General features: G+C 72.6%; 19 protein-coding genes. 10 read left to right on the top strand and 9 right to left on the bottom strand.

Translation table 11 applies throughout. From position 1 onward, the window contains the following. Window positions 1-27: 27 nt before the first annotated feature. The 4 genes from ACFWW9_RS22405 to ACFWW9_RS22390 are packed head-to-tail and all read left to right on the top strand — an operon-like array spanning window position 28 to window position 4,712. On the top strand, window positions 28-1,377 hold the full coding sequence (locus ACFWW9_RS22405) for a nucleotide sugar dehydrogenase (protein WP_390381032.1): 1,350 nt from the start codon (window positions 28-30) through the stop codon (window positions 1,375-1,377). After that, complete coding sequence (locus ACFWW9_RS22400) at window positions 1,374-2,483, top strand: NAD-dependent epimerase/dehydratase family protein (RefSeq protein WP_390381029.1); 1,110 nt, start codon at window positions 1,374-1,376, stop codon at window positions 2,481-2,483. Before ACFWW9_RS22405 ends, ACFWW9_RS22400 begins: the two co-directional genes overlap by 4 nt. Further along, window positions 2,383-3,489 (top strand): DegT/DnrJ/EryC1/StrS family aminotransferase, encoded by a 1,107-nt coding sequence (locus tag ACFWW9_RS22395; RefSeq protein WP_390381026.1) that lies wholly within the window; start codon window positions 2,383-2,385, stop codon window positions 3,487-3,489. Before ACFWW9_RS22400 ends, ACFWW9_RS22395 begins: the two co-directional genes overlap by 101 nt. 5 nt (window positions 3,490-3,494) lie before the next feature. Further along, a complete protein-coding gene (locus tag ACFWW9_RS22390; RefSeq protein ID WP_390381114.1) occupies window positions 3,495-4,712 on the top strand; it encodes a class I SAM-dependent methyltransferase in 1,218 nt (405 codons plus the stop codon). A gap of 6 nt (window positions 4,713-4,718) precedes the next feature. Here ACFWW9_RS22390 and ACFWW9_RS22385 read toward each other — a convergent pair whose 3' ends face one another. Next, on the bottom strand, window positions 4,719-5,456 hold the full coding sequence (locus ACFWW9_RS22385) for a class I SAM-dependent methyltransferase (RefSeq protein ID WP_390381023.1): 738 nt from the start codon (window positions 5,454-5,456) through the stop codon (window positions 4,719-4,721). A 180-nt stretch (window positions 5,457-5,636) separates the two neighbouring features. Between ACFWW9_RS22385 and ACFWW9_RS22380 the strand changes: the two genes are divergently transcribed. Together ACFWW9_RS22380 and ACFWW9_RS22375 are read left to right on the top strand one after the other, a co-directional pair. Continuing rightward, complete coding sequence (locus ACFWW9_RS22380; protein ID WP_390381020.1) at window positions 5,637-6,455, top strand: SAM-dependent methyltransferase; 819 nt, start codon at window positions 5,637-5,639, stop codon at window positions 6,453-6,455. A 17-nt stretch (window positions 6,456-6,472) separates the two neighbouring features. After that, window positions 6,473-7,498, top strand: a complete 1,026-nt coding sequence (locus ACFWW9_RS22375) for a class I SAM-dependent methyltransferase (RefSeq protein ID WP_390381017.1) — start codon at window positions 6,473-6,475, stop codon at window positions 7,496-7,498. Window positions 7,499-7,508: 10 nt separating this feature from the next. Here the strand turns inward: ACFWW9_RS22375 and ACFWW9_RS22370 are convergent, their stop codons facing one another. Further along, window positions 7,509-8,147: a LysE family translocator gene (locus ACFWW9_RS22370; RefSeq protein ID WP_390381014.1), complete on the bottom strand. Its 639-nt coding sequence runs from the start codon at window positions 8,145-8,147 to the stop codon at window positions 7,509-7,511. 68 nt (window positions 8,148-8,215) lie between these two features. Between ACFWW9_RS22370 and ACFWW9_RS22365 the strand changes: the two genes are divergently transcribed. The 4 genes from ACFWW9_RS22365 to ACFWW9_RS22350 are packed head-to-tail and all read left to right on the top strand — an operon-like array spanning window position 8,216 to window position 11,758. After that, window positions 8,216-9,574, top strand: a complete 1,359-nt coding sequence (locus ACFWW9_RS22365; RefSeq protein WP_390381011.1) for a M20/M25/M40 family metallo-hydrolase — start codon at window positions 8,216-8,218, stop codon at window positions 9,572-9,574. Next, complete coding sequence (locus ACFWW9_RS22360; RefSeq protein WP_390381008.1) at window positions 9,571-10,347, top strand: hypothetical protein; 777 nt, start codon at window positions 9,571-9,573, stop codon at window positions 10,345-10,347. Before ACFWW9_RS22365 ends, ACFWW9_RS22360 begins: the two co-directional genes overlap by 4 nt. Next, window positions 10,344-10,847, top strand: a complete 504-nt coding sequence (locus tag ACFWW9_RS22355; protein ID WP_390381007.1) for a GNAT family N-acetyltransferase — start codon at window positions 10,344-10,346, stop codon at window positions 10,845-10,847. The genes ACFWW9_RS22360 and ACFWW9_RS22355 overlap by 4 nt, the downstream gene beginning before the upstream one ends. 53 nt (window positions 10,848-10,900) lie before the next feature. Further along, a complete protein-coding gene (locus ACFWW9_RS22350; protein WP_390381003.1) occupies window positions 10,901-11,758 on the top strand; it encodes a class I SAM-dependent methyltransferase in 858 nt (285 codons plus the stop codon). A 67-nt stretch (window positions 11,759-11,825) separates the two neighbouring features. Here the strand turns inward: ACFWW9_RS22350 and ACFWW9_RS22345 are convergent, their stop codons facing one another. The 7 genes from ACFWW9_RS22345 to ACFWW9_RS22315 all read right to left on the bottom strand — a co-directional run bounded on the left by ACFWW9_RS22345 (window position 11,826) and on the right by ACFWW9_RS22315 (window position 19,296). Further along, window positions 11,826-13,547, bottom strand: a complete 1,722-nt coding sequence (locus tag ACFWW9_RS22345) for an ABC transporter substrate-binding protein (RefSeq protein WP_390381000.1) — start codon at window positions 13,545-13,547, stop codon at window positions 11,826-11,828. A gap of 132 nt (window positions 13,548-13,679) precedes the next feature. After that, window positions 13,680-14,330, bottom strand: a complete 651-nt coding sequence (locus ACFWW9_RS22340) for a winged helix-turn-helix transcriptional regulator (protein WP_390380998.1) — start codon at window positions 14,328-14,330, stop codon at window positions 13,680-13,682. Between the two features lie 45 nt (window positions 14,331-14,375). After that, window positions 14,376-15,269: a homocysteine S-methyltransferase family protein gene (locus ACFWW9_RS22335; protein ID WP_390380995.1), complete on the bottom strand. Its 894-nt coding sequence runs from the start codon at window positions 15,267-15,269 to the stop codon at window positions 14,376-14,378. An 11-nt stretch (window positions 15,270-15,280) separates the two neighbouring features. Next, window positions 15,281-16,405 carry a trans-sulfuration enzyme family protein gene (locus tag ACFWW9_RS22330; protein ID WP_390380992.1) on the bottom strand — a complete coding sequence of 375 codons (1,125 nt, stop codon included), beginning with the start codon at window positions 16,403-16,405 and terminating at the stop codon, window positions 15,281-15,283. Then, window positions 16,402-17,247, bottom strand: coding sequence for a class I SAM-dependent methyltransferase (locus tag ACFWW9_RS22325; RefSeq protein ID WP_390380989.1), 846 nt, complete (start codon window positions 17,245-17,247; stop codon window positions 16,402-16,404). Before ACFWW9_RS22325 ends, ACFWW9_RS22330 begins: the two co-directional genes overlap by 4 nt. Window positions 17,248-17,263: 16 nt before the next feature. Continuing rightward, complete coding sequence (locus ACFWW9_RS22320; RefSeq protein WP_390380986.1) at window positions 17,264-18,523, bottom strand: aminotransferase class V-fold PLP-dependent enzyme; 1,260 nt, start codon at window positions 18,521-18,523, stop codon at window positions 17,264-17,266. After that, window positions 18,520-19,296: a crotonobetainyl-CoA--carnitine CoA-transferase gene (locus ACFWW9_RS22315; RefSeq protein ID WP_390380983.1), complete on the bottom strand. Its 777-nt coding sequence runs from the start codon at window positions 19,294-19,296 to the stop codon at window positions 18,520-18,522. Before ACFWW9_RS22315 ends, ACFWW9_RS22320 begins: the two co-directional genes overlap by 4 nt. Window positions 19,297-19,333 lie beyond the last annotated feature (37 nt).

Below are 19,333 nucleotides of genomic sequence, written 5' to 3'. Positions count from 1 at the left end.
GCCCTGGAAGGGCGGTGCTGTCCTGCCATGCGGTTCCTCTCCAACCCCTCCCGTCCGCGCGTCGCGATCATCGGGTTCGGCTACGTGGGCTCGTGCCTCGGCGTCACCCTCGCCGAGCGGGGGGTGAGCGTGATCGGCATCGACAGCAACGCCTCCCTGGTCGGCGAACTGCGGGCGGGCCGGTCCCCGATCCCCGAACCGGGCCTGTCGGACGCGTTGGCCCGACTGGCCGACGACCCGGCGCTGACCGTCACCACCGACCACGACCGGGTCCGGGACGCCGACGTCGTGATCATCACCGTGGGCACGCCGGTGGACGAGCACGGAGTGCTCCTGGTCGAGCAGCTGGAGGAGGTGTGCCTCCGGCTGTCCACGCGGCTGCGCGCGGGCCAGCTCGTCCTGCTCAAGAGCACCGTCTCCCCCGGCACCACCCGCGAAACCGTCGTCCCGCTGCTGGAGCGCGGCGGGCTGGCGCAGGGCAGGGACTTCGGGCTCGCGTTCTGCCCGGAGCGGCTCGCCGAAGGAGCCGCGCTGGCCCAGTTGCGCGAGTTGCCCGTCGTGGTCGGCGGCTGCGACGAGCACAGCACCGCGGCCGCCGCCGAGTTCTGGCGGCGCTCGCTGGGCGTCGAGGTGCACACCGCCCCGAGCGTGGAGACCGCGGAGGTCGTGAAGCTCGCCACGAACTGGTGGATCGACGCGAACGTGGCGATGGCGAACGAACTGGCCCGGTTCTGCTCGTTGTTCGACGTCGACGTGCTCGACGTGATCACCACCGCCAACGCCCTGCCGAAGGGCACCGGCCACGTGAACATCCTGCTGCCCAGCGTGGGGGTCGGCGGGTCGTGCCTGACGAAGGACCCGTGGATGGCGTGGCGGGCGGCCGCCGACCGGGGCACGGCGCTGCACACGGTGGAGACCGCGCGCCGGGTGAACGACGGCATGCCGGAGCACACCTACCAGACCATCAGGGACGAGCTGGTCAAGCTCGGCAAGGACCCGGCGGGCGCGACGATCGCCGTGCTCGGCGCGGCGTTCAAGAACGACACCGGCGACCTGCGCAACACCCCGGTGAAGCCGGTGGTCGACGCGCTGCGCGCGGAGGGCGCGACGGTCCGGCTGTTCGACCCGCTCGCCGATCCCGCGGAGATGCGCGCGCTGTTCGGCGCCGGGGCCGCCACCCTGCGGGAGGCCGTCGCGGGCGTGGACTGCGTCGCGGTCCTGGCCGGGCACCGCCTGTTCCGGGAACTGGACTTCGCCGAGCTGAGCACCGCGGTCACCCAGCCGTGCCTGGTGTTCGACGGACGCGCGTACTACTCGCCGGAGCGGATCGGCGAGCTGCGCGGGCTCGGGTTCGCCTACCGCGGTGTCGGCCGGTGAGCGCGGCGCGGGTCGTCGTCACCGGGGGCGCGGGTTTCCTCGGCAGCCACCTGGTCGAACGGCTCGTCCGCGACGGTGACGACGTGACGGTGTTCGACGTCGCCGAGCCCCCTCCCGACCTGGGGTGCGGGCCGGGTGACCTCCGGCGGGTCGCGGGGGACGTCAGGGACGCCGACGCGCTGGCGAAGGCCGTCGTCGCGGGCGTGGACGCGGTGTACCACCTGTCCGCCGTCGTCGGTGTCGACCGCTACCTCAGCTCGCCGCTCGACGTGCTCGACGTGAACGTCCTCGGCACCGGGAACGTGCTGCGGCTGGCCGCCCGCGTCGGCGCGAAGGTCGTGGTCGCGAGCACCAGCGAGGTGTACGGGAAGAACCCGGCGACGCCGTGGCGCGAGGACGCCGACCGCGTGCTCGGCAGCACCTCCACCGACCGCTGGAGCTACTCCTCCAGCAAGGCGGTCGCCGAGCACCTGGCCTTCGCCTTCGCGCGGGAGTCGGGGTCGCGGGTGGCGGTCCTGCGCTACTTCAACGTCTACGGACCACGGCAACGCCCCGCCTACGTGCTCAGCCGCGCCCTCCACCGCGCGTTGCTCGGCCTGCCTCCGTTGATCTACGACGACGGCACGCAGACGCGGTGCTTCACGTTCGTCGACGACGCGGTGGCGGGCACCGTGCTGGCCGGGCGCGACGACGCGTCCGACGGCCGCTGCTTCAACATCGGCAGCGACGTGGAGACCTCGGTCGCGGAGGCCGTCCGGCTCGTCGCGCGGCTGGCGGGCGCGGACCGCACGCTGACCGTGCCCGCGCGGGCGACGCTCGGCGCCGCGTACGAGGACATCCCCCGGCGCGTGCCGGACACCTCCAGGGCGCGGGACGTCCTGGGCTGGCTGTGCGCCGTCCCGTTGGAGGAGGGCGTCCGCAGGACCGTGGAGTGGGCGAGGCGCAACAGGTGGTGGGTCGACCAGGCGGTGGCGGACGGCGCCCTGCCCGCGGAAGGAGCGAACGGTGATCCCCCTGTTCAAGGTCGCGATGTCGGACCGGGCCCTCGACCGGGTGAGCGACGTGCTCACCAGCAGGCAGATCGGGCACGGGCCGAGAGCGGCTGAGTTCGAGCACGCGGTGGGCGCCCGGATCGGGACCCCGCACGTGGCGGCGGTGAACAGCGCCACGTCCGGCCTCCAGCTCGCACTGCGGCTCACCCCGGAACTGCCCGGCGACGAGGTGCTGACCACGGCGCTGACGTTCGAGGCGACCAACTGGGCGATCCTCGCGGCGGGCCTGCGGCCGCGCTGGGTGGACGTGGACCCGACGACGCTGAACATGGACCTGGCGGACCTTGAACGCAAGATCACCCCGGCCACCCGCGCGATCGTGGTCGTGCACTGGGCGGGCTACCCCGTCGACCTCGCCCGGCTCCGGGAGGTCGTCGACCGGGCCGAGGCGGCCCACGGCGTCCGGCCCGCCGTGGTCGAGGACTGCGCGCACGCGTGGGGCGCGAGCTTCCGAGGAGTGCCGGTGGGCAACCACGGCAACACCGCGGTGTTCAGCTTCCACGCGTTGAAGTTCCTCACGTGCGGCGAGGGCGGCTTGGTGGTGCTGCCCGACGCGGAGACGGCACGCCGGGCGCGCCTGCTGCGCTGGTTCGGCATCGACCGGACGGCGGACCGGGCGAGCGCGGACTACGACGTGGCCGAGTGGGGCTACAAGATCCACCTCAACGAACTCGGGGCGGCGATCGGACTGGCCAACCTGGACGACGTCGACGGCCTGGTCGCTCGGCACCGCGACCACGCCGCGCACTACGACGAGGTGCTCGACGGCGTCGCGGGGCTGAGGCTGACCGAACGCGCCGACGACCGCGAGCCGTCGTGGTGGGTCTACCCCGTGCTGGTCGAGGACCGGCCCGCGTTCCTGCGGAAGATGACCGGCGCGGGCGTGGCGGTGAGCGCCATCGTGCGGCGCAACGACCTGCACTCGTGCGTGCGCGAGTACGCCGCGCACCTGCCGCGCCTGGACGAGGTGCACGAGCGCGTGGCGCACATCCCGGTCGGCTGGTGGCTGTCCGAAGAGGACCTCGACCGCGTCGTGTCGGCGATCAGGTCGGGGTGGTGAGCGCGATGACGTGCTGCCGGATCTGCGGCTCGGACGTCCACGAGTTCCTCGACCTCGGCAGGCAGCCGCTCGCCAACGGGTTCCTCACACCGGAGGAGGTCGACGACGAGTACTTCTACCGGCTCGCGGTGGGCGCCTGCGAGGCGTGCACGATGGTCCAGCTCACGCAGGAGGTGCCCAGGGACCTCAAGTACCACGACGGCTACCCCTACCACGCGTCCGGCTCGGCCACGCACCGCGCGCACTTCGCGGGGGAGGCGCGCAGGCTGCTCGCGACGGAACTGACCGGCGACGACCCGTTCATCGTCGAGATCGGCTGCAACGACGGCGTCATGCTCGCCACCATCGCCCGCGCCGGGGTCCGGCACCTCGGTGTCGAGCCCGCGGGCGCGGTGGGGGCGCTCGCGGCGGCCAAGGGCGTCCGGGTGCGGCAGGACTTCTTCGACGAGGCCGTCGCGGAGGACGTCCTCACGAGGCACGGGCCCGCCGACGTCGTGTTCGGCGCCAACACCATCTGCCACATCGCCGATCTGCCGTCGGTGCTGCGGGGCGTGACCGCGCTGCTGGCCGAGGACGGCGTGTTCGTGTGCACGGAGCCGTACCTCGGCACCATCGTCGAAGGCGGCGCGTTCGACCAGATCTACGACGAGCACTTCTACTACTTCACCGCGCGGTCGGTGCGGGCGATGGCCGAGCGGTTCGGGTTCGACCTCGTCGACGTCGAGGAGGTGCCGTTGCACGGCGGTGAGATCCGGTACGTGCTCGCCCGCGGGGGGCGCCGCGAGCCCGCGCCGTCGGTCGCGGCGCTGATCGAGAAGGAGACCGCCGCCGGGCTCGCCGACCTCGGCACGCTCGGCGGGTTCCGCGCGGCGGTGGACCGCGTCCGCGCCGACCTGCCCGCGCTGCTGCGGGACATCCGCGACGCGGGCGGGACGATCGTCGGCTACGGCGCCCCCGGCAAGGTGACGACGGTGACGAACCTGTGCCGCGTCGGTCCCGACCTCGTGCCGTTCGTGGTGGACTCGACGCCGTCGAAACAGGGCAGGCTCGTGCCGGGAACGCACATCCCGGTGCGGCCGTCCGAGGAGTTCCTCTCCGCCCGTCCCGATCACGCGGTGCTGTTCGCGTGGAACCACGCGCCCGAGATCATGGCGAAGGAGCGGCGGTTCCGCGCCGACGGCGGCAGGTGGGTGCTCTACGTGCCGGAGGTGCGGGTGGTGTGACCCGGCTCAGGCCTTGACCCCGACGAACAAGCCCCGGCCCGAGAGCAGCCGGTCGTCGTCCAGGTGCTCGACGGCGCACCCCGCCCGGTCGAACGCGGTCGTGTACTCCTCGGCGGTGAACAGCCGCAGGTGCTGCACGTGCGTGAAGTGCCGGATGCCCGCCTCGTCCGCCACGACGTAGTGGGTCTCCTGGCGGACGACGTCGCCCGTCCGCCTCGACTGCGACACACGGGCCACCGTCTTGCCGTCCCCGCGCACCACGTCGTCGCCGACGTGGCCGTCGAGGAACCGCTCCGGCAGCCACCACGGCTCCACCACGAGCACCCCGCCGGGCGCCAGGTGGAGAGCCATGCGCCGGATCGCCTCGGTCAACTCGGCGGGTGAGGAGGTGTAGCCGACCGCGCTGTAGAGGCAGCACACGGCGTCGAACGTCCAGCCGAGTTCGAACCCGCGCATGTCGCCCTCGGTGACGGTGACGCCGGGCAGCTTCGCCGTGGCGACCGCGCGCATGTGCGGCGACAGCTCCAGACCCTCCACGTGGCCGAACGACGACCTCAGTGACGCGAGGTGTTCACCGGTGCCGCACGCCACGTCCAGGATGGACGACGCGGAAGGACGGCGGGCGCGCACGACCTCGGCGACGGCGGCGGCCTCCTCGGCGTACTCCTTGCCGCGACCGCGGTAGACGAGGTCGTACACCTCGCTCATCCGTTCGTCGTACCGGCTGTTGTCGACCAACTCCACGATCGGCCCCCGCTCCGCCCACCCAGCACCGTACATACTTTACTTTCAGATAGCAATATCGCGCGACAGACCTTGTCCGCGCAACAGGATCTCTGGTAGCAAGGGAAATCAGACAGTCCGCACTCGCGTGTAGATATCGGACTTTAAATCTTTCCGTCGACAACGATGAGGGGAGAGCGCGTGAGCGAAGCGCTCAGCCGGCTTCCGGTGGACGCCGACGTCGAAACACCCAGCGCCGCCAGGGTCTACGACTACTACCTCGGCGGCGGCCACAACTTCCCCGCCGACCGCGAGTTCGCGAACAAGGTCATCGCCGTCATGCCCGCCGCTCCCGAGGTCGCCCGGCTCAACCGCGCGTTCCTGCGGCGCGCGGTGCGGCACTGCGCCCGCGCGGGCATCCGGCAGTTCCTCGACATCGGCTCCGGCATCCTGACCATCGGCGGCGCGGGCAACGTCGGCGAGTTCGCGGCGTCGGTGGCCCCGGACTGCCGAGTGGTCTACACCGACATCGAGCCGATCGCGGTCGGGCACGGTCGAGCCGCGCTGGCCGACCACCCGTTCGCCGCGATGATCGAGGGCGACATCCGCGACCCCGACCTGCTGGTGGCCGACCCGGACGTGCGGGGCCTGCTGGACTTCGACCAGCCGATCGCGGTGCTGATGCTCGGCGTGCTGCACTACCTGCGCGACGACGAGGCGCCCCACGAACTGGTGCGGCGGTACCACGCGCTGATGGCGCCCGGCAGCTTCCTGGTGCTCTCCCACGGCACCGACGAGCACAAGCCGGAGCCAGTGCAGGCGATGATCGACCTGTCCAAGATCAGCCAGAACCCCGCGTACATGCGCGGCAGGCAGGACGTGGGCCGGTTCCTCGACGGTTTCGAGGTGCTCGACCCCGGCGTGGTGGTGCTGCCCGAGTGGCGTCCGGAACCGTCCGACGAGGTCGGCAGCGACCTGGCGCGGATGGCCGCGTACGCCGCCGTCGGCCGTCGGACCTGACCGGAACGGGAGGACCTGTGCACCCGACCGACGCCGACCTCGTCGACATCCCGACCGACAAGATGGAACTCGCGTACCTGGAGTACCGGTACGCGTGCTACGAGGTCCTGCACCGCGAGTGCGTGGCGCGCGGTGTCCTCGAAGCGCTGCGTGAACCCGTGACGCTGGACGCGTTCGCCGAGCGCGCCGGGGTCGTGCCCGCGAAGAAGCCGGTGGCCCGGCTGCTGCTCGACGTGCTGGTGGAGCACGACGACGTGCGAGTGGTGCTGGGTGAGCCCGCGCGCTACGTGGCAAGCGGCCGGACCGCGCGTCGGGCGCCCGACGACGAGCTGGTCGTGCTGGCCACCGGCAAGCGGTCGGTGGACGAGCTCGCGCACGGGCGGAGCTACTCCGGCATCCTCGCCGCCCTCGCGGTCGAGGGCAACCCGATCGCCGCGAACTACACCACCGGCTCCCCGCCGAGCATCGAGGAGATCTTCGTCCTGCCGTACTACCGGTACTGCCGGTTGCGAGCGGCGCGCGAGGTGACGGCGGCGGGGTCGCGGATCCTGGACCTGGCCTGCGGTCCGGGGCACGGGTTGCGCGAGCTGGCCGAGCGGACGCCCGACGACCAGCGCACGGTGCTGTTCGGCATCGAGCTGACCGAGCACTACGTCGCCGCCGCGCTGGAGCGCAACGCGGGCGACGGCCGGGTCCGGGTCGTGCGCGGCGATCTGCAGGAACCGCAGGACTTCCTCCAGGAAGGGTTCTTCGACGGCGCCACGATGATGGGCGCCTACCACTTCCTCTCCAGGCCGGACGCGTTGTGGGACACGGTCGCGCGGGTGCTGCGACCGGGCGGCGTGTTCTGCCTCGGCTACGTCCAGTCCCAGGTGGACAGTGCCGATCGCGCGCTGATGGACCTGCGGTTCGCGTTGCGCGAGCCGCCGGTGCACCGGACGACGCCCGCGCGGATCCGCGCGCTGGCGGAGAGCCGGGGGCTGGTGACCACACAGGAGTGGGGACTGGGCATCTGGAAGTGGTATGCCTTCGCCAAGCGGTGACGGGACGCCGTCACACGACCCGGTCCACCACCAGCAGCGCGGCGCCGAACCCGATCAGCGCCACGCCGGTGGCGACGAGCAGCACCCTGTTCACCCACGGCGTCGCGAGCCACCGCGACATCCGGTCCACCAGCGCGACGACCAGCACGGCCCACGCCAGCCCGACGGCGGCGTGCACCAGCGCGAGCAGGACCACCTGCCGTGCCGCCGATCCGGACGGGTCGACGAACTGCGGCAGCAGCGCCAGGTAGAACACCAGCACCTTGGGGTTGGTGACGTTGGACAGGAAGCCCTGCCAGAACACGCGTCGCCGCACCACGTCCTCCGGCAGACCGGACGCGGGCTCGGTGGTGGCCAGCGCGGCCCGCAGCGCCTGCACGCCCAGGTAGGCGAGGTACGCCGCCCCGGCCGTCTTGAGCACGGTGAACGCGAGCACGGACCCGGCGACCAGCGTCGCGAGCCCCGCCGCCACCGCGAGGCCCTGCGCGACCAGCCCGCTCACCACGCCCAAGGCCGCGCGCAGCCCGGCCTCGCGCCCGTGTTGGACGCAGCTCCGCACGATCAGCGCGAAGTCGGGTCCGGGTGCCACGACCACGAGCGTCACCACCGCGAGGTACTGCGCGAGGTCCGGCACCACGCACTCGATCATCGCAGATCCCGGGCCGCGCACCAGTCCCCGTCCCGGTGGCGGCGTCACGCGGAAGAGCGGTGGGCAGGATGACGAAGGACCTCGCGGCGTACCTGACCGGACGGCGCGACCGGCTGGTCGAGGAACTGCTGGAGTTCGTCCGGATCCCCGCCGTCGCCGAGGACGGCGGCCCGGCGATGCGGACGATGGCGGACCGGTGCGCCGCGAAGTGCGCCGAGGCCGGGCTCGACGTGCGGGTCGAGGACACCGAGGGCCATCCCGTGGTGTTCGCGTCCGGTGGGCCGCGCGACGCGCCGTTCACGCTGTTGACCTACGGGCACTACGACGTGTTCCCGGTGTCCGGGCAGCAAGGCTGGGACACCGACCCGTTCGACCCGGTGGTGCGCGGTGACCGCGTGCACGGGCGTGGCGCCGGGGACAACAAGGGCCAGTTCCTCTCGCACCTCAACGCGTTCCAGTGGTGGCAACGGGAAGCGGGCGGTCTGCCGATCCGGGTGAAGGTGGTCCTCGACGGCGAGGAGGAGCGCGGGAGTCCGACCCTGCCCGAGTTCGTCCTGCGCAACCGGGACGAGCTGGCCGCCGACCTGTGCGTCTACTCGGACGGGCCGATGCTGCCCGGCGACCGGCCCGCGGTGCTGTTCGGCGCGCGGGGTGGCCTCGCGCTGGAGCTGACCGCCACCCGCCCTGGCGGCCCGTTGCACTCGGGCAACTTCGGCGGTGTCGTGGCCAACCCGGTGCTGGCGCTGGCGCGGTTGCTCGCCGACCTGGTGGCGCCGAACGGCGACCTGCTCGCGCCGGGCGTCGACGACGGCATCGACGTGCTCACCGACACCGAGAGGCGCGCGCTGGCCGCGATGGAGTTCGACCCGGTGGAGTTCCGCGCGCGGACCGGCACGGCCTCGCTGCCCGCGGAGTTCGGCGAGTCCCACTACGAGCGGTTGCTGTGCAGGCCGTGCTTCACCGTCTCCGGCATCACCGGCGGCTACACGGGCGAGGGCGTGCGCGGTGTCATCCCCTCGACCGCCACCGCCAAGGCCGACGTGCGCCTGGTCTCCGCCCAGGACCCCGACGCGGTGTTCGAGTCCATCCGCGCGTTCGCCCGCGGGTACGGCGTCGACGTGGTCGAGCTGTTCGCCCAACCACCCTCTCGGACACCGCTGGACCACCCGTACGCCGACCTGGTGGCGCGGGCCCTCGCGGACACCACGGGCCGCGAACCGGTGCGCGTGCCGAGCCTCGCGGGCACCACACCGGACTGGGTGTTCACCCGGCTGCTCGGCCTGCCCGCGTTCATGGTGCCGCTCGCACCCGCGGACCAGAACCACCACGGGCCGAACGAGACCATGAAGATCTCCCTTTACCTGCAGGGGATCCGCACGTCCGCGCGCTTGGTCGAGGTGCTCGCGCAGAACGGGAGGGTGGCATGACCGGACTCGTCGACGGTGGGCACGACCCGGTGCTCGTGATCGTGTCGCCGCCGCGCTGCGGGTCGACGGCGCTCGCCCGCTCGTTCTGGCGCCACGACCGGTTCCGCTGGTACTGCCACGAGCCGTTCGACCTCGTCTACCACGCGGGCGCGGGCCTCGACTCCGTGCGCACCGCGCTGGCGAAGTCGCTCGACGACGACTCCCCCGGCGGGACCGGCCTGGTCGTCAAGGAGATGACGTTCCAGGCCCGCGGGCACCTCCCCGACCTGATGGGGCTCGCGACCCTTCCGCTGGTGTTCCTGCTGCGCGACCCGCGACGGGCGATCCTCTCGCGGGCGCGGCAGCGGGACCGGGCGGGCGACGAGCCGTGGTTCCCGCACCGGGAGTCCGGTTGGCACGACCTCCTGGGCGCGCTCGCCACCGCCCGCGAGCACGCCGTCCCGCACGTCGTCGTCGACTTCGACCTGCTGCGCGGCGATCCCGGCTCGGTGCTGCCCGCGCTGTGCCGCGCGGTCGGCGTCGAGTTCACGCCGAGGATGCTGAGCTGGCCGAGCCGCGGCGACCTCGACCTGGGGCAGCTCGGCGGCGCGCAGCGGCACTGGTACGAGCAGGTGCTCACCAGCACCGGGTTCGAACCGGAGCTCCGACCGCCGCCGTCGTCGGAGGAGTTCCCCGCCCGTGACGGGATGCGCGCCCACGTCGCCGAGTGCGTGGACCTCTACCGGGACTTCCTGCGACTGCCGGAGGCGTTGGCGCCGGACCGGCGCCCGTGACGGCCCGCTTCCACGGCCGCGTCCGCGCCGCCGGGACCGAGGACGTCCCGGCGATCACGCACATCTACAACCAGGCCGTGCACGACCGCGTGGCCACCTGCGACCTCAGCGACGTGGCCGAGGACGACCGGCACGCGTGGCTGCTGCGGCACACCTGGCCGCACGGGGTGTTCGTGGCCGAGGAGGCGGGCCGGGTGGACGGCTGGATGGTGCTCACCCACTACGACCGGAAGCCGTGCTTCCGGCGCACCGCGGGCTTCTCGACCTACGTGCGGCGGGAGGCCCGCGGGCGGGGCGTGGGCGGCGCGCTGCGCACGTTCATGATCGAGGAGGCTCGGCGGCGCGGGTTCCACGCGCTGGTCAACCGGGTGTGGGCGATCAACGAGGCCAGCGTCGCGTTCGCCAAGCGCTTCGGCTTCCAGCAGGTCGGCCACCTGCCCGAGGTGGTGGAGATCGACGGCCGGTACGTGGACTGCCTGCTGTTCCAGCTCCTCCTCTGACGCCTTTGTAGTATAAAAACAGATAGTGAATCCCGAGTGAGCGGAGGATCGGCATGGACGTGGAAGCCACCCGCGAACAGCAGCGGCGGGAGTGGGCGCTGTCCGCCCCCGGCTGGCTGAGCTACCGCGCCAACCTCGACGCGCCGGACGGCCGGATGACGCCGCGCCTGCTCGCCGCCGCCCGGCCCGCGCCGACCGAGCGCGTGCTCGACCTGGCGTGCGGGATCGGCAACCCGTCGTGCGCGCTGGCCGAACGGGTCACCCCCGGCGGCCACGTGCTCGGGCTCGACCTGTCCCCGGACATGGTCGAGAACGCCCGCGCGTGGGCGGAACGGCACGACGTGCCCGGTGTGGAGTTCCGCGTGATCCCCAACGAGGCCGAGTTGGGCGTGCCACCGAACTCGTTCGACCTCGCCACCTGCCGGGTCGGCCTGCAGTACATGCCGGAGCCGGTGGCGGCGCTCAGGGCCGTCCACACCGCGCTCAAGCCGCGTGGCCGGATGGTCGCGACGACGCTCGGCTCACCCGAGCACTGCATGGCGTTCCGGATCAGCTCGGCGGTCATCTCCCGGCACGCGCCGACGCCACCGCCCGCCGCGAGCGGCAGGCCCGGCCCGGTGTCGCTCTCCGACCCGGAGCACCTCGCGGCCCTGTTCCGCGAGGCGGGCTTCACCGGCGTGGCGGTCGACACCTTCACCACCACCATCATCGAGATCGACAGCCCCGAGGCGTGCTGGCGGATGTTCGAGGAGACGATGGGTCCGATGATGCGCAACCTCGAACGGATGCCGGAGGAGGCGCGCGCGGCGATGCGGGAGGACGGGATCGCCACGCTGGCGCGGGAGTTCCCCAGCGGGCCCGTGCGCCTGGGCGGCGAGGTGCTGATCGCCGCGGGCGCGAAACCCGCCTGACAGCGGGAACCGGACCGCGGAACCGTCCACGGAGGACGGACGCGGCCCGGCTCCCGGTGCGAGGCCGTCAGTCCTCCGGCGGGTCCAGCCACAGGTTCGTCATGTCGAAGAACTCGATCTGCGGCACGTGCACCGCGTTGCGCACCCGCCTGCCGTGGTAGCGCGAGGTCATGGCGGCGAAGTTGAGGATCGGCACGATCGGCAGGTCCTTCATCACCTCGACGTCGACCTGGTGCCACAGCTCCTCCGCCTTGGCGGGGTCGGGCTCCTGCAACGCCTGCTCGATCAGTCCGTCCACGATCTCGCTGCTGTAGCCGCCGTAGTTCGTGGTGCCCCGCACGTCGTTGGTCTGGAACAGCGGCTGCACGATCACCCGGCCGTTGTTGCCGAACCAGTCCGGCGTGAACCCCGGTTCGGCGATGTCCCAGTCACCGCGCCTGCCCGCCTCCGGGTCCGACAGCGCCGAACCGTAGTACTCGGCCTGCGTGTACTTGCGCCACTCCAGGCTGATGCCGATCTCGGCGAGGTCGGCCGCCACCGACTCCATCACCTTGAGGTGCACGCCGATCTCGCGCACCGCCGCGATGAGCGTGAGGCCGTCGCCGTAGCCCGCTTCCACCAGCAGTCGCCGGGCCTTCGACCGGTCGCCGCGGTCGTCGGGGGTCGGGTACGGGTCGAAGTCGCGGTGGCCGATGCTGCCGACCGGGATCACCGAGCGCAGCGGCGTGTTCGGCGCGTCCAGCACGTCGAGGATCTCGCCGATCGCGACCTTGTCCACGGCGTGGGCGATCGCCTTGCGCACCGTGAGGTTCCCCATCGCGCCGCCCTGGTTCGGGCTGCGCAGGTTGAACACCAGGTACGGGTTCAGCGCGAAACCGGGGTAGCTGCGCGGCGCCGCGTCCTGTCCCGCCTTGGGACGCGCCCACGAGACCGCGGTGTAGGACCACGCCAGGTCGATCTCGCCGCGGTCCATCTTCTCCTGCGTCACGGGGACGGGCTCGTTGCCCACCGTGATGTCGATGCGCTCCACGTACTGGTTGCGGATCGGGTCGGTCTCGGCGCGCCACTCCGGGTTGCGCTCCATGACGATCTTCAGCCCGCGGTCGCCGTACTCGGTGAGCCGGTAGGGCGCGCAGGACAGCGTGTTGCGGCGGAACTCCGGGCTGTCGGGCACGTACGCGTCGTACTCCGCGGGCGCGGGCGTGGTGAACCCGGTCGCGAGGATGTTCGGGAAGTCGTTGGCGGGCCTGATGAGCCGGAACACCACCGTCTTGTCGTCGGCCGCCGTCATACCCTCGACGTCGTGCGAGTCCTGGAACTCCGCCATCGCCGCGGGAGTCGCCTCACGACCCTCGAACGCGGCGCGGTACGCCTCGCAGTACTCCCGGAAACCGACGATGGTGCTGGTGAAGTAGTGCAGCGCGCCTGCCCCCGCCACGGGGTTGGGCAGGCGCTTCAGCCCGCGGACCACGTCGTGCGCGGTCACCTCGCGCGGAGGCGAGGAGTTCCACCGGACCCCCTCGCGCAGCCGGATCGTGTACGTCCTCAGGTCGGCGCTGATCCCGCCGTTGTCCAGGGTGGGGATCTCGGTGGCGAGGTCCGCCGCCGGGGTGAACGAGGCCGCCGGGTCGGACAGGTCGGCGGACGCGGGGTAGGCGAACAACTGCCGGGACAACGCTCGCAGAATCTGTGCCGAGGTGGCGTAGTAGGCGCTCGCGGTGTCGATGTGATCGACCCCTCCGGGGCCCACGAGTCGCAAGGTCCCGCCGTAGCGGGGTGTGCTGGACATCCTCCGTCGACCTCCTCCAGCCGCGTGGCGATCAGAGCACGGAACCGGGGCCCCGCAGTCGCGACTGTAGTAGAACGCCCACTCAAGCGCTATACGAAAGTGAACCAAACTGCCCGAATAGCGGCGACCTGGTCAGGACAGCCCGAGCATCCGGACGCAGCGCTCGGCGGCCGCGTCCGACCCGGTGATCCTCACCGCCCCCGAGGCGATCGCCTGCAACGGGGTCAGCATCCGGGCTCCGATGCGCACGAACGTGTCCGGGTCGCACTCCACCGCCAGGTCGGGCGAGGGCACCGGGCCTCGGCCGAACGTCACCGCGCCGCCCGCGACGGCGATGCTGAACACCTGCTCGGCGACCCGGAACTCGTACACCTCGTCCTCGTCCGGGACGCGGTCCTCGCGGACCATCGCCTGCACCGCGAGGAAGCCCCACTTGGCGCGGGTGGCGCCCGCCGCGTCCTCCTCGCCCAGGAACCGCAGGCCCCACCCGGCGAGCGCGAGCACCGGCGGGCCGAGCTGCTCCCCCACCGGGGTCAGCGCGTACTGGCGGGCCCGTCCGTCGCCGGGAACCTGCTGCTGTTCGACGACACCGCTCTCGACGAGCGCGCGCAGGCGTTCGGTCAGCAGGTTCGGGCCGATGCCGGGCAGGTTCTCGATCAGCTCGGTGAACCGGGTGGGTCCGATCAGCAGCTCGCGCACCACCAGCAACGTCCAGCGCTCGCCGATCACGTTCAACGCGCCCGCCAGGCCGCAGAACTGGCCGTAGTCGCGTTTGACCGACACCGCAGACCCCCTCGGTTCCCGAGCGGCCCATGGTAGTCGCGTCGATCAGCCCGCGGGCTGCGCGGCCACCACCCCGGCGGCCGCGGCGAGGTGCGCCGGGGTGGTGCCGCAGCACCCGCCCAGCAGGGACGCGCCGAACTCGGCGCACCACCGCGCCACCAGCTCCGCGAACTCCTCGGGCACGACGTCCGCGCGCACGTGGCGGTCGACGTGGCCCCACCGGGGCAGCTCGGAGCGGTCCTCCACGTTCGGGTAGGCGCCGAACGGCACCGGGGCCGCGTCGCCGAGGACCGCCAGGCACGCGTCGACGTCCTCGGGGCGGGCGCAGTTGACCAGCACGGCCGACGCCCCCTCCCCCAGCACCGCCCTGGCCGCTTCCGAGAGCGGCTCGCCGGACAGCAGCCGCGCGTCCGGCCCGCACACGAACGACGCCCACGTCTCGGCGCCCGCGGCCACCGCCTCCCCCACGGCGATCCGCGCCTCGCGGGCCGTGTTCATCGTCTCGACCAGCATCAGGTCCACGCCGGCGCGCAGCAGCTCGACCACGAGCCAGCGGTGTTCCACGCGCAGTTCGTCGTCCGGTGGCACGAGGTCCGGCCGGTAGCAGTCCTCGACCGGCGCGACGGAACCGGCGACCCGCACCCGCCCGCCCGAGGAGTTGCGCACCGCGGTGGCCACACCGACCGCCGCGTGCGTCATCCACGCCAGGCCCGCGTCCTCCAACCCGTTGGCGCGCAAGCACCTCAGGTTGCAGCGGAAGGTGTTCGCGGTGATCACCCGCGCCCCGGCGGCGACGTAGTCCTCGTGCACCGCCCGCAGCACGTCGCGGTTGCGGCCGGTGAGCACGGCCTTCGTGGTCCACCACGGCGCGGCGACCTGGAGGCCGCGGCGTTGGAGCTCGGTCGCGACACCTCCGTCCAGCAGCGTCAACTCCGTCATGCGCTCCTCCGTCAGTTGGGGTGCAACGCCCGCGCGAGGTCCTCGAGCAGGTCGTCCGGGTCCTCGATGCCGACCGACACCCGCACCAGGTCGGCGGTGATGCCCAGGCGTTCCCGCACGTCCGCGGGTACGGGACGGTGCGTGGTGGCGGCCGGGCACTGGGCGAGCGAGCGCACGCCGCCGAGGCTGACGGCGTTGGCGAACAACCGCAGCCTGCCGAGCAGCCCGTCCACGTCGTGGCGGTACCGGAACGACACCAGCGACCCGAACCCGGCCATCTGCCGGGCGGCCACCGCGTGCCCCGGATGCGCGGGCAGTCCCGGGTAGCGCACCTCGGCGACGGCGGGCGACGCGAGCAGCGCGGCCACGAGCCTCTCGGTGGTGGCGACCTGCCTGCCGGTGCGCAGGGACAACGTCTTGAGCCCCCGGTGGACCAGGAAGCAGTCGAACGGTCCCGGCACGCTGCCGACGGCGGTGCGGTGCGCGGTGAACGCCTCGTGCAGGTCGTCCCGGTCGTGCACGAGCGCCCCGCCCAGCACGTCGAGGTGGCCTGCGACGGACTTGGTGGTGCTGTAGAGCGTCACGTCCGCCCCGCACCTCAGCGGCTGTTGCAGCACGGGCCCGGCGAGCGTGTTGTCGACCAGCACCACGGCGCCCACCTCGTGCGCGCGTCGGGTCACCTCGGCCAGGTCGACCACCTTGAGCAGCGGGTTCGTCGGCGTCTCCACCCACACCAGCGCGTCGGCGGCGTCGCCCGCGAACACCCGGTCCACCACCTCGGGGTCGGCCAGGTCCTCGTAGCGCACGTCGACCCCGGTCAGCGTGTTCATCAACGAGTGCGTGCCGCCGTAGACGTCGTCGGCGACGATCACGCGCCTCCGCCCGAGTGCGGCCAGCGCCGTGGCGCCCGCGGCCTGGCCGGACGAGAACACCGACGCGAACCGCACGTCCTCCAGCGCGGCGAGGCAGCGTTCCAGGCCTTCGCGGGTGGGGTTCTCACCTCGGCCGTAGAACCAGCGCACCGGGTCCTGCACGTCGCGTTCGTAGGTGGAGGCCAGGTGCAGCGGCGGGACGACGTCACCGGTGCCGGGCTGCGGCTCCTGGCCCACGTGCACCAGCCGGGTGTCGAACCTCATGCGACGGCACGCAGGAGCAGGCAGCGGGACGGCAGGCGCACACCGCCGTCGTCGTCGCGGAACCGCTCGACGGCCTCCTCCAGCGCTGCGAGCACTTCCGGGTGGCGTTCACCGCCGTACTTCCCGCGCAGCGCGCCGCGGGGCCGCGGTGGCAGCACGTCGAGCGCGAAGTCCGCGAACGCCCGCGGTGAGGGGAGGCGGAAGTCGACCACCACCTCGGTCACCGCCACGTCGCGGAACCCCGCCTCGACGGGTTCCGCGCGCAGCGCCTCGGGGTCGGCGAGGGTGAAGGGACCGGGTCCCGGCGGTGGCGGGCCGAACTCCAGCAACCGGCCCACCACGCCGAAGCCGAGCGCGATCATCGGCACCTCGGCCGGCGGTCCCCACACGGCCGCGGCCAGCACCCCGCCGGGTCGCAACGCGGTCCGCAACGCGCGGAACAGCCCGTCCCTGTCGCCCGCGAACGGGATCGCCCAGCGGCTCAGCACCACGTCGTGATCACCGGGAGCGGCCTCCGCCCCACCGACCACGAACCGGACACCGGGCCGTCCTCCCGCACGCGCGCGGGCCCGTCGCACCATGCGCGGCGACAGGTCCACGCCCACCACCTCACCGGAGGCGCCGACGACGTCGGCCGCGGTCAACGCCGGTTCGCCGAGTCCGGTGCCGAAGTCCAGGACGGACTGCCCCGACGCCACCCCGCCCAGCCGCACCAGCTCGGCCGTCACCACCGCGGCCGCGCGTTCGAAGTCCTCGCTCCACGCGAGCCAGCCGTCGCTCACGGCGTCCCAGATCGCGGCCTGCTCGGCGCGGATGGACTCCAGCTCTCCGGTCGTGGCCATCGGTCCCCCTCTGGTGTCACAGGAAACGGGTGGTGGGGTGCTCGTTCGTCCAGACGCCGGGGCGCACGGTGGCGAGCGCGTCGACGACGGCGTCCACATCGGACTCGGTGTTGTACACGGCGAACGACAGCCGGACCGTGCCGAGCAGGCCGAGCGCGTCGAGGAACGTGCTGGCGCAGTGCACTCCGCTGCGCACCGCGATGCCGTGCTGGTCCAGGTGCCCGCCCACGTCGTAGGGGTGGACGCCGTCGACGACGATCGACACGATGCCGCTCGGCGTCTCCTGGGGCGCGCCGATCACCCGCACTCCGGGCAGCTCTCCCAGCTCGCGCACCGCGTAGCGCACGAGGTGCTCGTCGTGGGCGCGCACCGCGTCCCGGCCGAGACCGTCGAGGTAGCGCAGCGCGGCGGCGAGCCCGACCGCTCCCGCCACGTTCGGCGTGCCCGCCTCCAACCTCTGCGGCACCGGCACGTAGCGCACCGGGTCGACGGCGCTCACGCCCTTCACCGTGCCGCCGCCGACTCGGGGCGGCCGCAGGTCGTCCAGCAGCTCCCGCTTGCCGTACAGCACACCGGTGCCCATCGGCCCGTACACCTTGTGCGCGGAGAAGCAGTAGAAGTCGGCGTCGAGCTCGCGCACGTCCACCGGCCGGTGCGGAACCGCCTGCGCGCCGTCCACCAGCACCAGCGCGCCGTGCCGGTGCGCGGCCGCGACCAGGTCCGCGACCGGGTTGACGGTGCCGAGCACGTTCGACACGTGCGACACCGCCACGAGCCCCACCTTCGGGCCGAGCAGCGCGGTGAACGCGTCCAGGTCCACCCGGCCGTGGCGGTCCACCGGCGCCGTGAGCAGCTCGCCCCCGGTCTCCTCGGCGAGCCTGCGCCAGGGCAGCAGGTTCGAGTTGTGCTCCATGCCGCTGACCAGCACCGCCCGGCCGGGGCCGAGCAGACGACGGCCGAGTCCGTCGACGACCGCGTTGACGGCGTCGGTGGTGCCGGTGGTGAACACGACCTCCTCCGGCTGTGCCGCGCCCAGCGCCAGCCGCATGTCTTGGCGCGCCCGCTCGTACACGTCGGTGGAGAGGCGGCCCAGCTCGTGGTAGCCGCGACCGACGTTGCTGTTCGCCGTCGTGTAGTACTCGACCAGCGCGTCGAGCACCGCCCGCGGTTTGTGCGTGGTCGCGGCGTTGTCCAGGTAGGCGCCGGGTCGGGTGGCGAGGATCGGGAAGTCGGCCCGCACCGAGGCGGGCAGGGTCCGACCGAGGATGTGCGTCATCCGTGCTCCTCCTTGAACTGGCCCAGGAACCGCGCGACGTGGTGCCGCTCCAGCGGGAACACCTTCTGCTCGGCGTACGGGCGGCGGTCGGGCGGCGTGTAGCCCGGTTCGCCCCTCGTCGGCAGGCGGCCGTCGACGCGCAGGTGCGGGCCGTAGAAGAACCAGCAGATCTGCGCGACCTGCTCGACCACCAGCACCGGGCCCACCGCCGCCGGGTACATCGCGAGGTGCGCGCGGGCGGCGCGGAACTCACCGCGCGGGCCGAAGCCGTTGCCCCGCACGACGTGGCCGAAGACGTCGTGCACCACCCGGAAGACGTCGTTGTGGGTCAACTCCACGCCGTGCTCGACGACGCCGGACGGCGTGCGCAGCGGGTGGAAGCCGGTCGCCGGTCCGGGTCCGTGGCCCGCGCTGGTGAGGTGGACGCGGAGCACACCCGTCTCGCGCACGCTCCGCACGAGGTGGCGCGAGTCGCGGTACGGACCGCGGGGGGCGTTCCACGGCCGCACGTCGAGACCCTCGGCTCGGATCACCCGGTACTGCTTCAGGTTCTCCCGCTTGAACATCTCGTAGCGTTCCACGAGGTCGTCGGTCCAGTCGAGCATCGGCGCGCGGTCGAACAGGTCGGCCATGTCACGGCAGAACCGTTCGTCGACGGTGAGCTTCGGGGCCGCCAACTGCTCGACCGACGTGCCGGAAAGCTGCGGGTGCCCCTCGACGTAGGACCGCATCACGGCGTCGAAATCGGCCGTCGACCGGAGACCACGTGCCACGGCGCCTCCCGCTCACTCCTCCAGAATGAACACTGTT

The sequence above is a fragment of the Umezawaea sp. NPDC059074 genome (genome assembly GCF_042738955.1).
Lineage (GTDB): Bacteria > Actinomycetota > Actinomycetes > Mycobacteriales > Pseudonocardiaceae > Umezawaea.
This window is presented reverse-complemented; position numbering and strand designations above follow the sequence as displayed.

Bases quoted from the DNA above. Each gene is read 5' to 3' on its own strand.
- ACFWW9_RS22405 (WP_390381032.1), top strand. From the start codon at position 28: ATGCGGTTCCTCTCCAACCCCTCCCGTCCGCGCGTCGCGATCATCGGG.
- ACFWW9_RS22390 (WP_390381114.1), top strand. From the start codon at position 3,495: ATGACGTGCTGCCGGATCTGCGGCTCGGACGTCCACGAGTTCCTCGAC.
- ACFWW9_RS22370 (WP_390381014.1), bottom strand. From the start codon at position 8,147: ATGATCGAGTGCGTGGTGCCGGACCTCGCGCAGTACCTCGCGGTGGTG.
- ACFWW9_RS22365 (WP_390381011.1), top strand. From the start codon at position 8,216: ATGACGAAGGACCTCGCGGCGTACCTGACCGGACGGCGCGACCGGCTG.
- ACFWW9_RS22360 (WP_390381008.1), top strand. From the start codon at position 9,571: ATGACCGGACTCGTCGACGGTGGGCACGACCCGGTGCTCGTGATCGTG.
- ACFWW9_RS22350 (WP_390381003.1), top strand. From the start codon at position 10,901: ATGGACGTGGAAGCCACCCGCGAACAGCAGCGGCGGGAGTGGGCGCTG.
- ACFWW9_RS22345 (WP_390381000.1), bottom strand. From the start codon at position 13,547: ATGTCCAGCACACCCCGCTACGGCGGGACCTTGCGACTCGTGGGCCCC.
- ACFWW9_RS22335 (WP_390380995.1), bottom strand. From the start codon at position 15,269: ATGACGGAGTTGACGCTGCTGGACGGAGGTGTCGCGACCGAGCTCCAA.
- ACFWW9_RS22330 (WP_390380992.1), bottom strand. From the start codon at position 16,405: ATGAGGTTCGACACCCGGCTGGTGCACGTGGGCCAGGAGCCGCAGCCC.
- ACFWW9_RS22325 (WP_390380989.1), bottom strand. From the start codon at position 17,247: ATGGCCACGACCGGAGAGCTGGAGTCCATCCGCGCCGAGCAGGCCGCG.
- ACFWW9_RS22320 (WP_390380986.1), bottom strand. From the start codon at position 18,523: ATGACGCACATCCTCGGTCGGACCCTGCCCGCCTCGGTGCGGGCCGAC.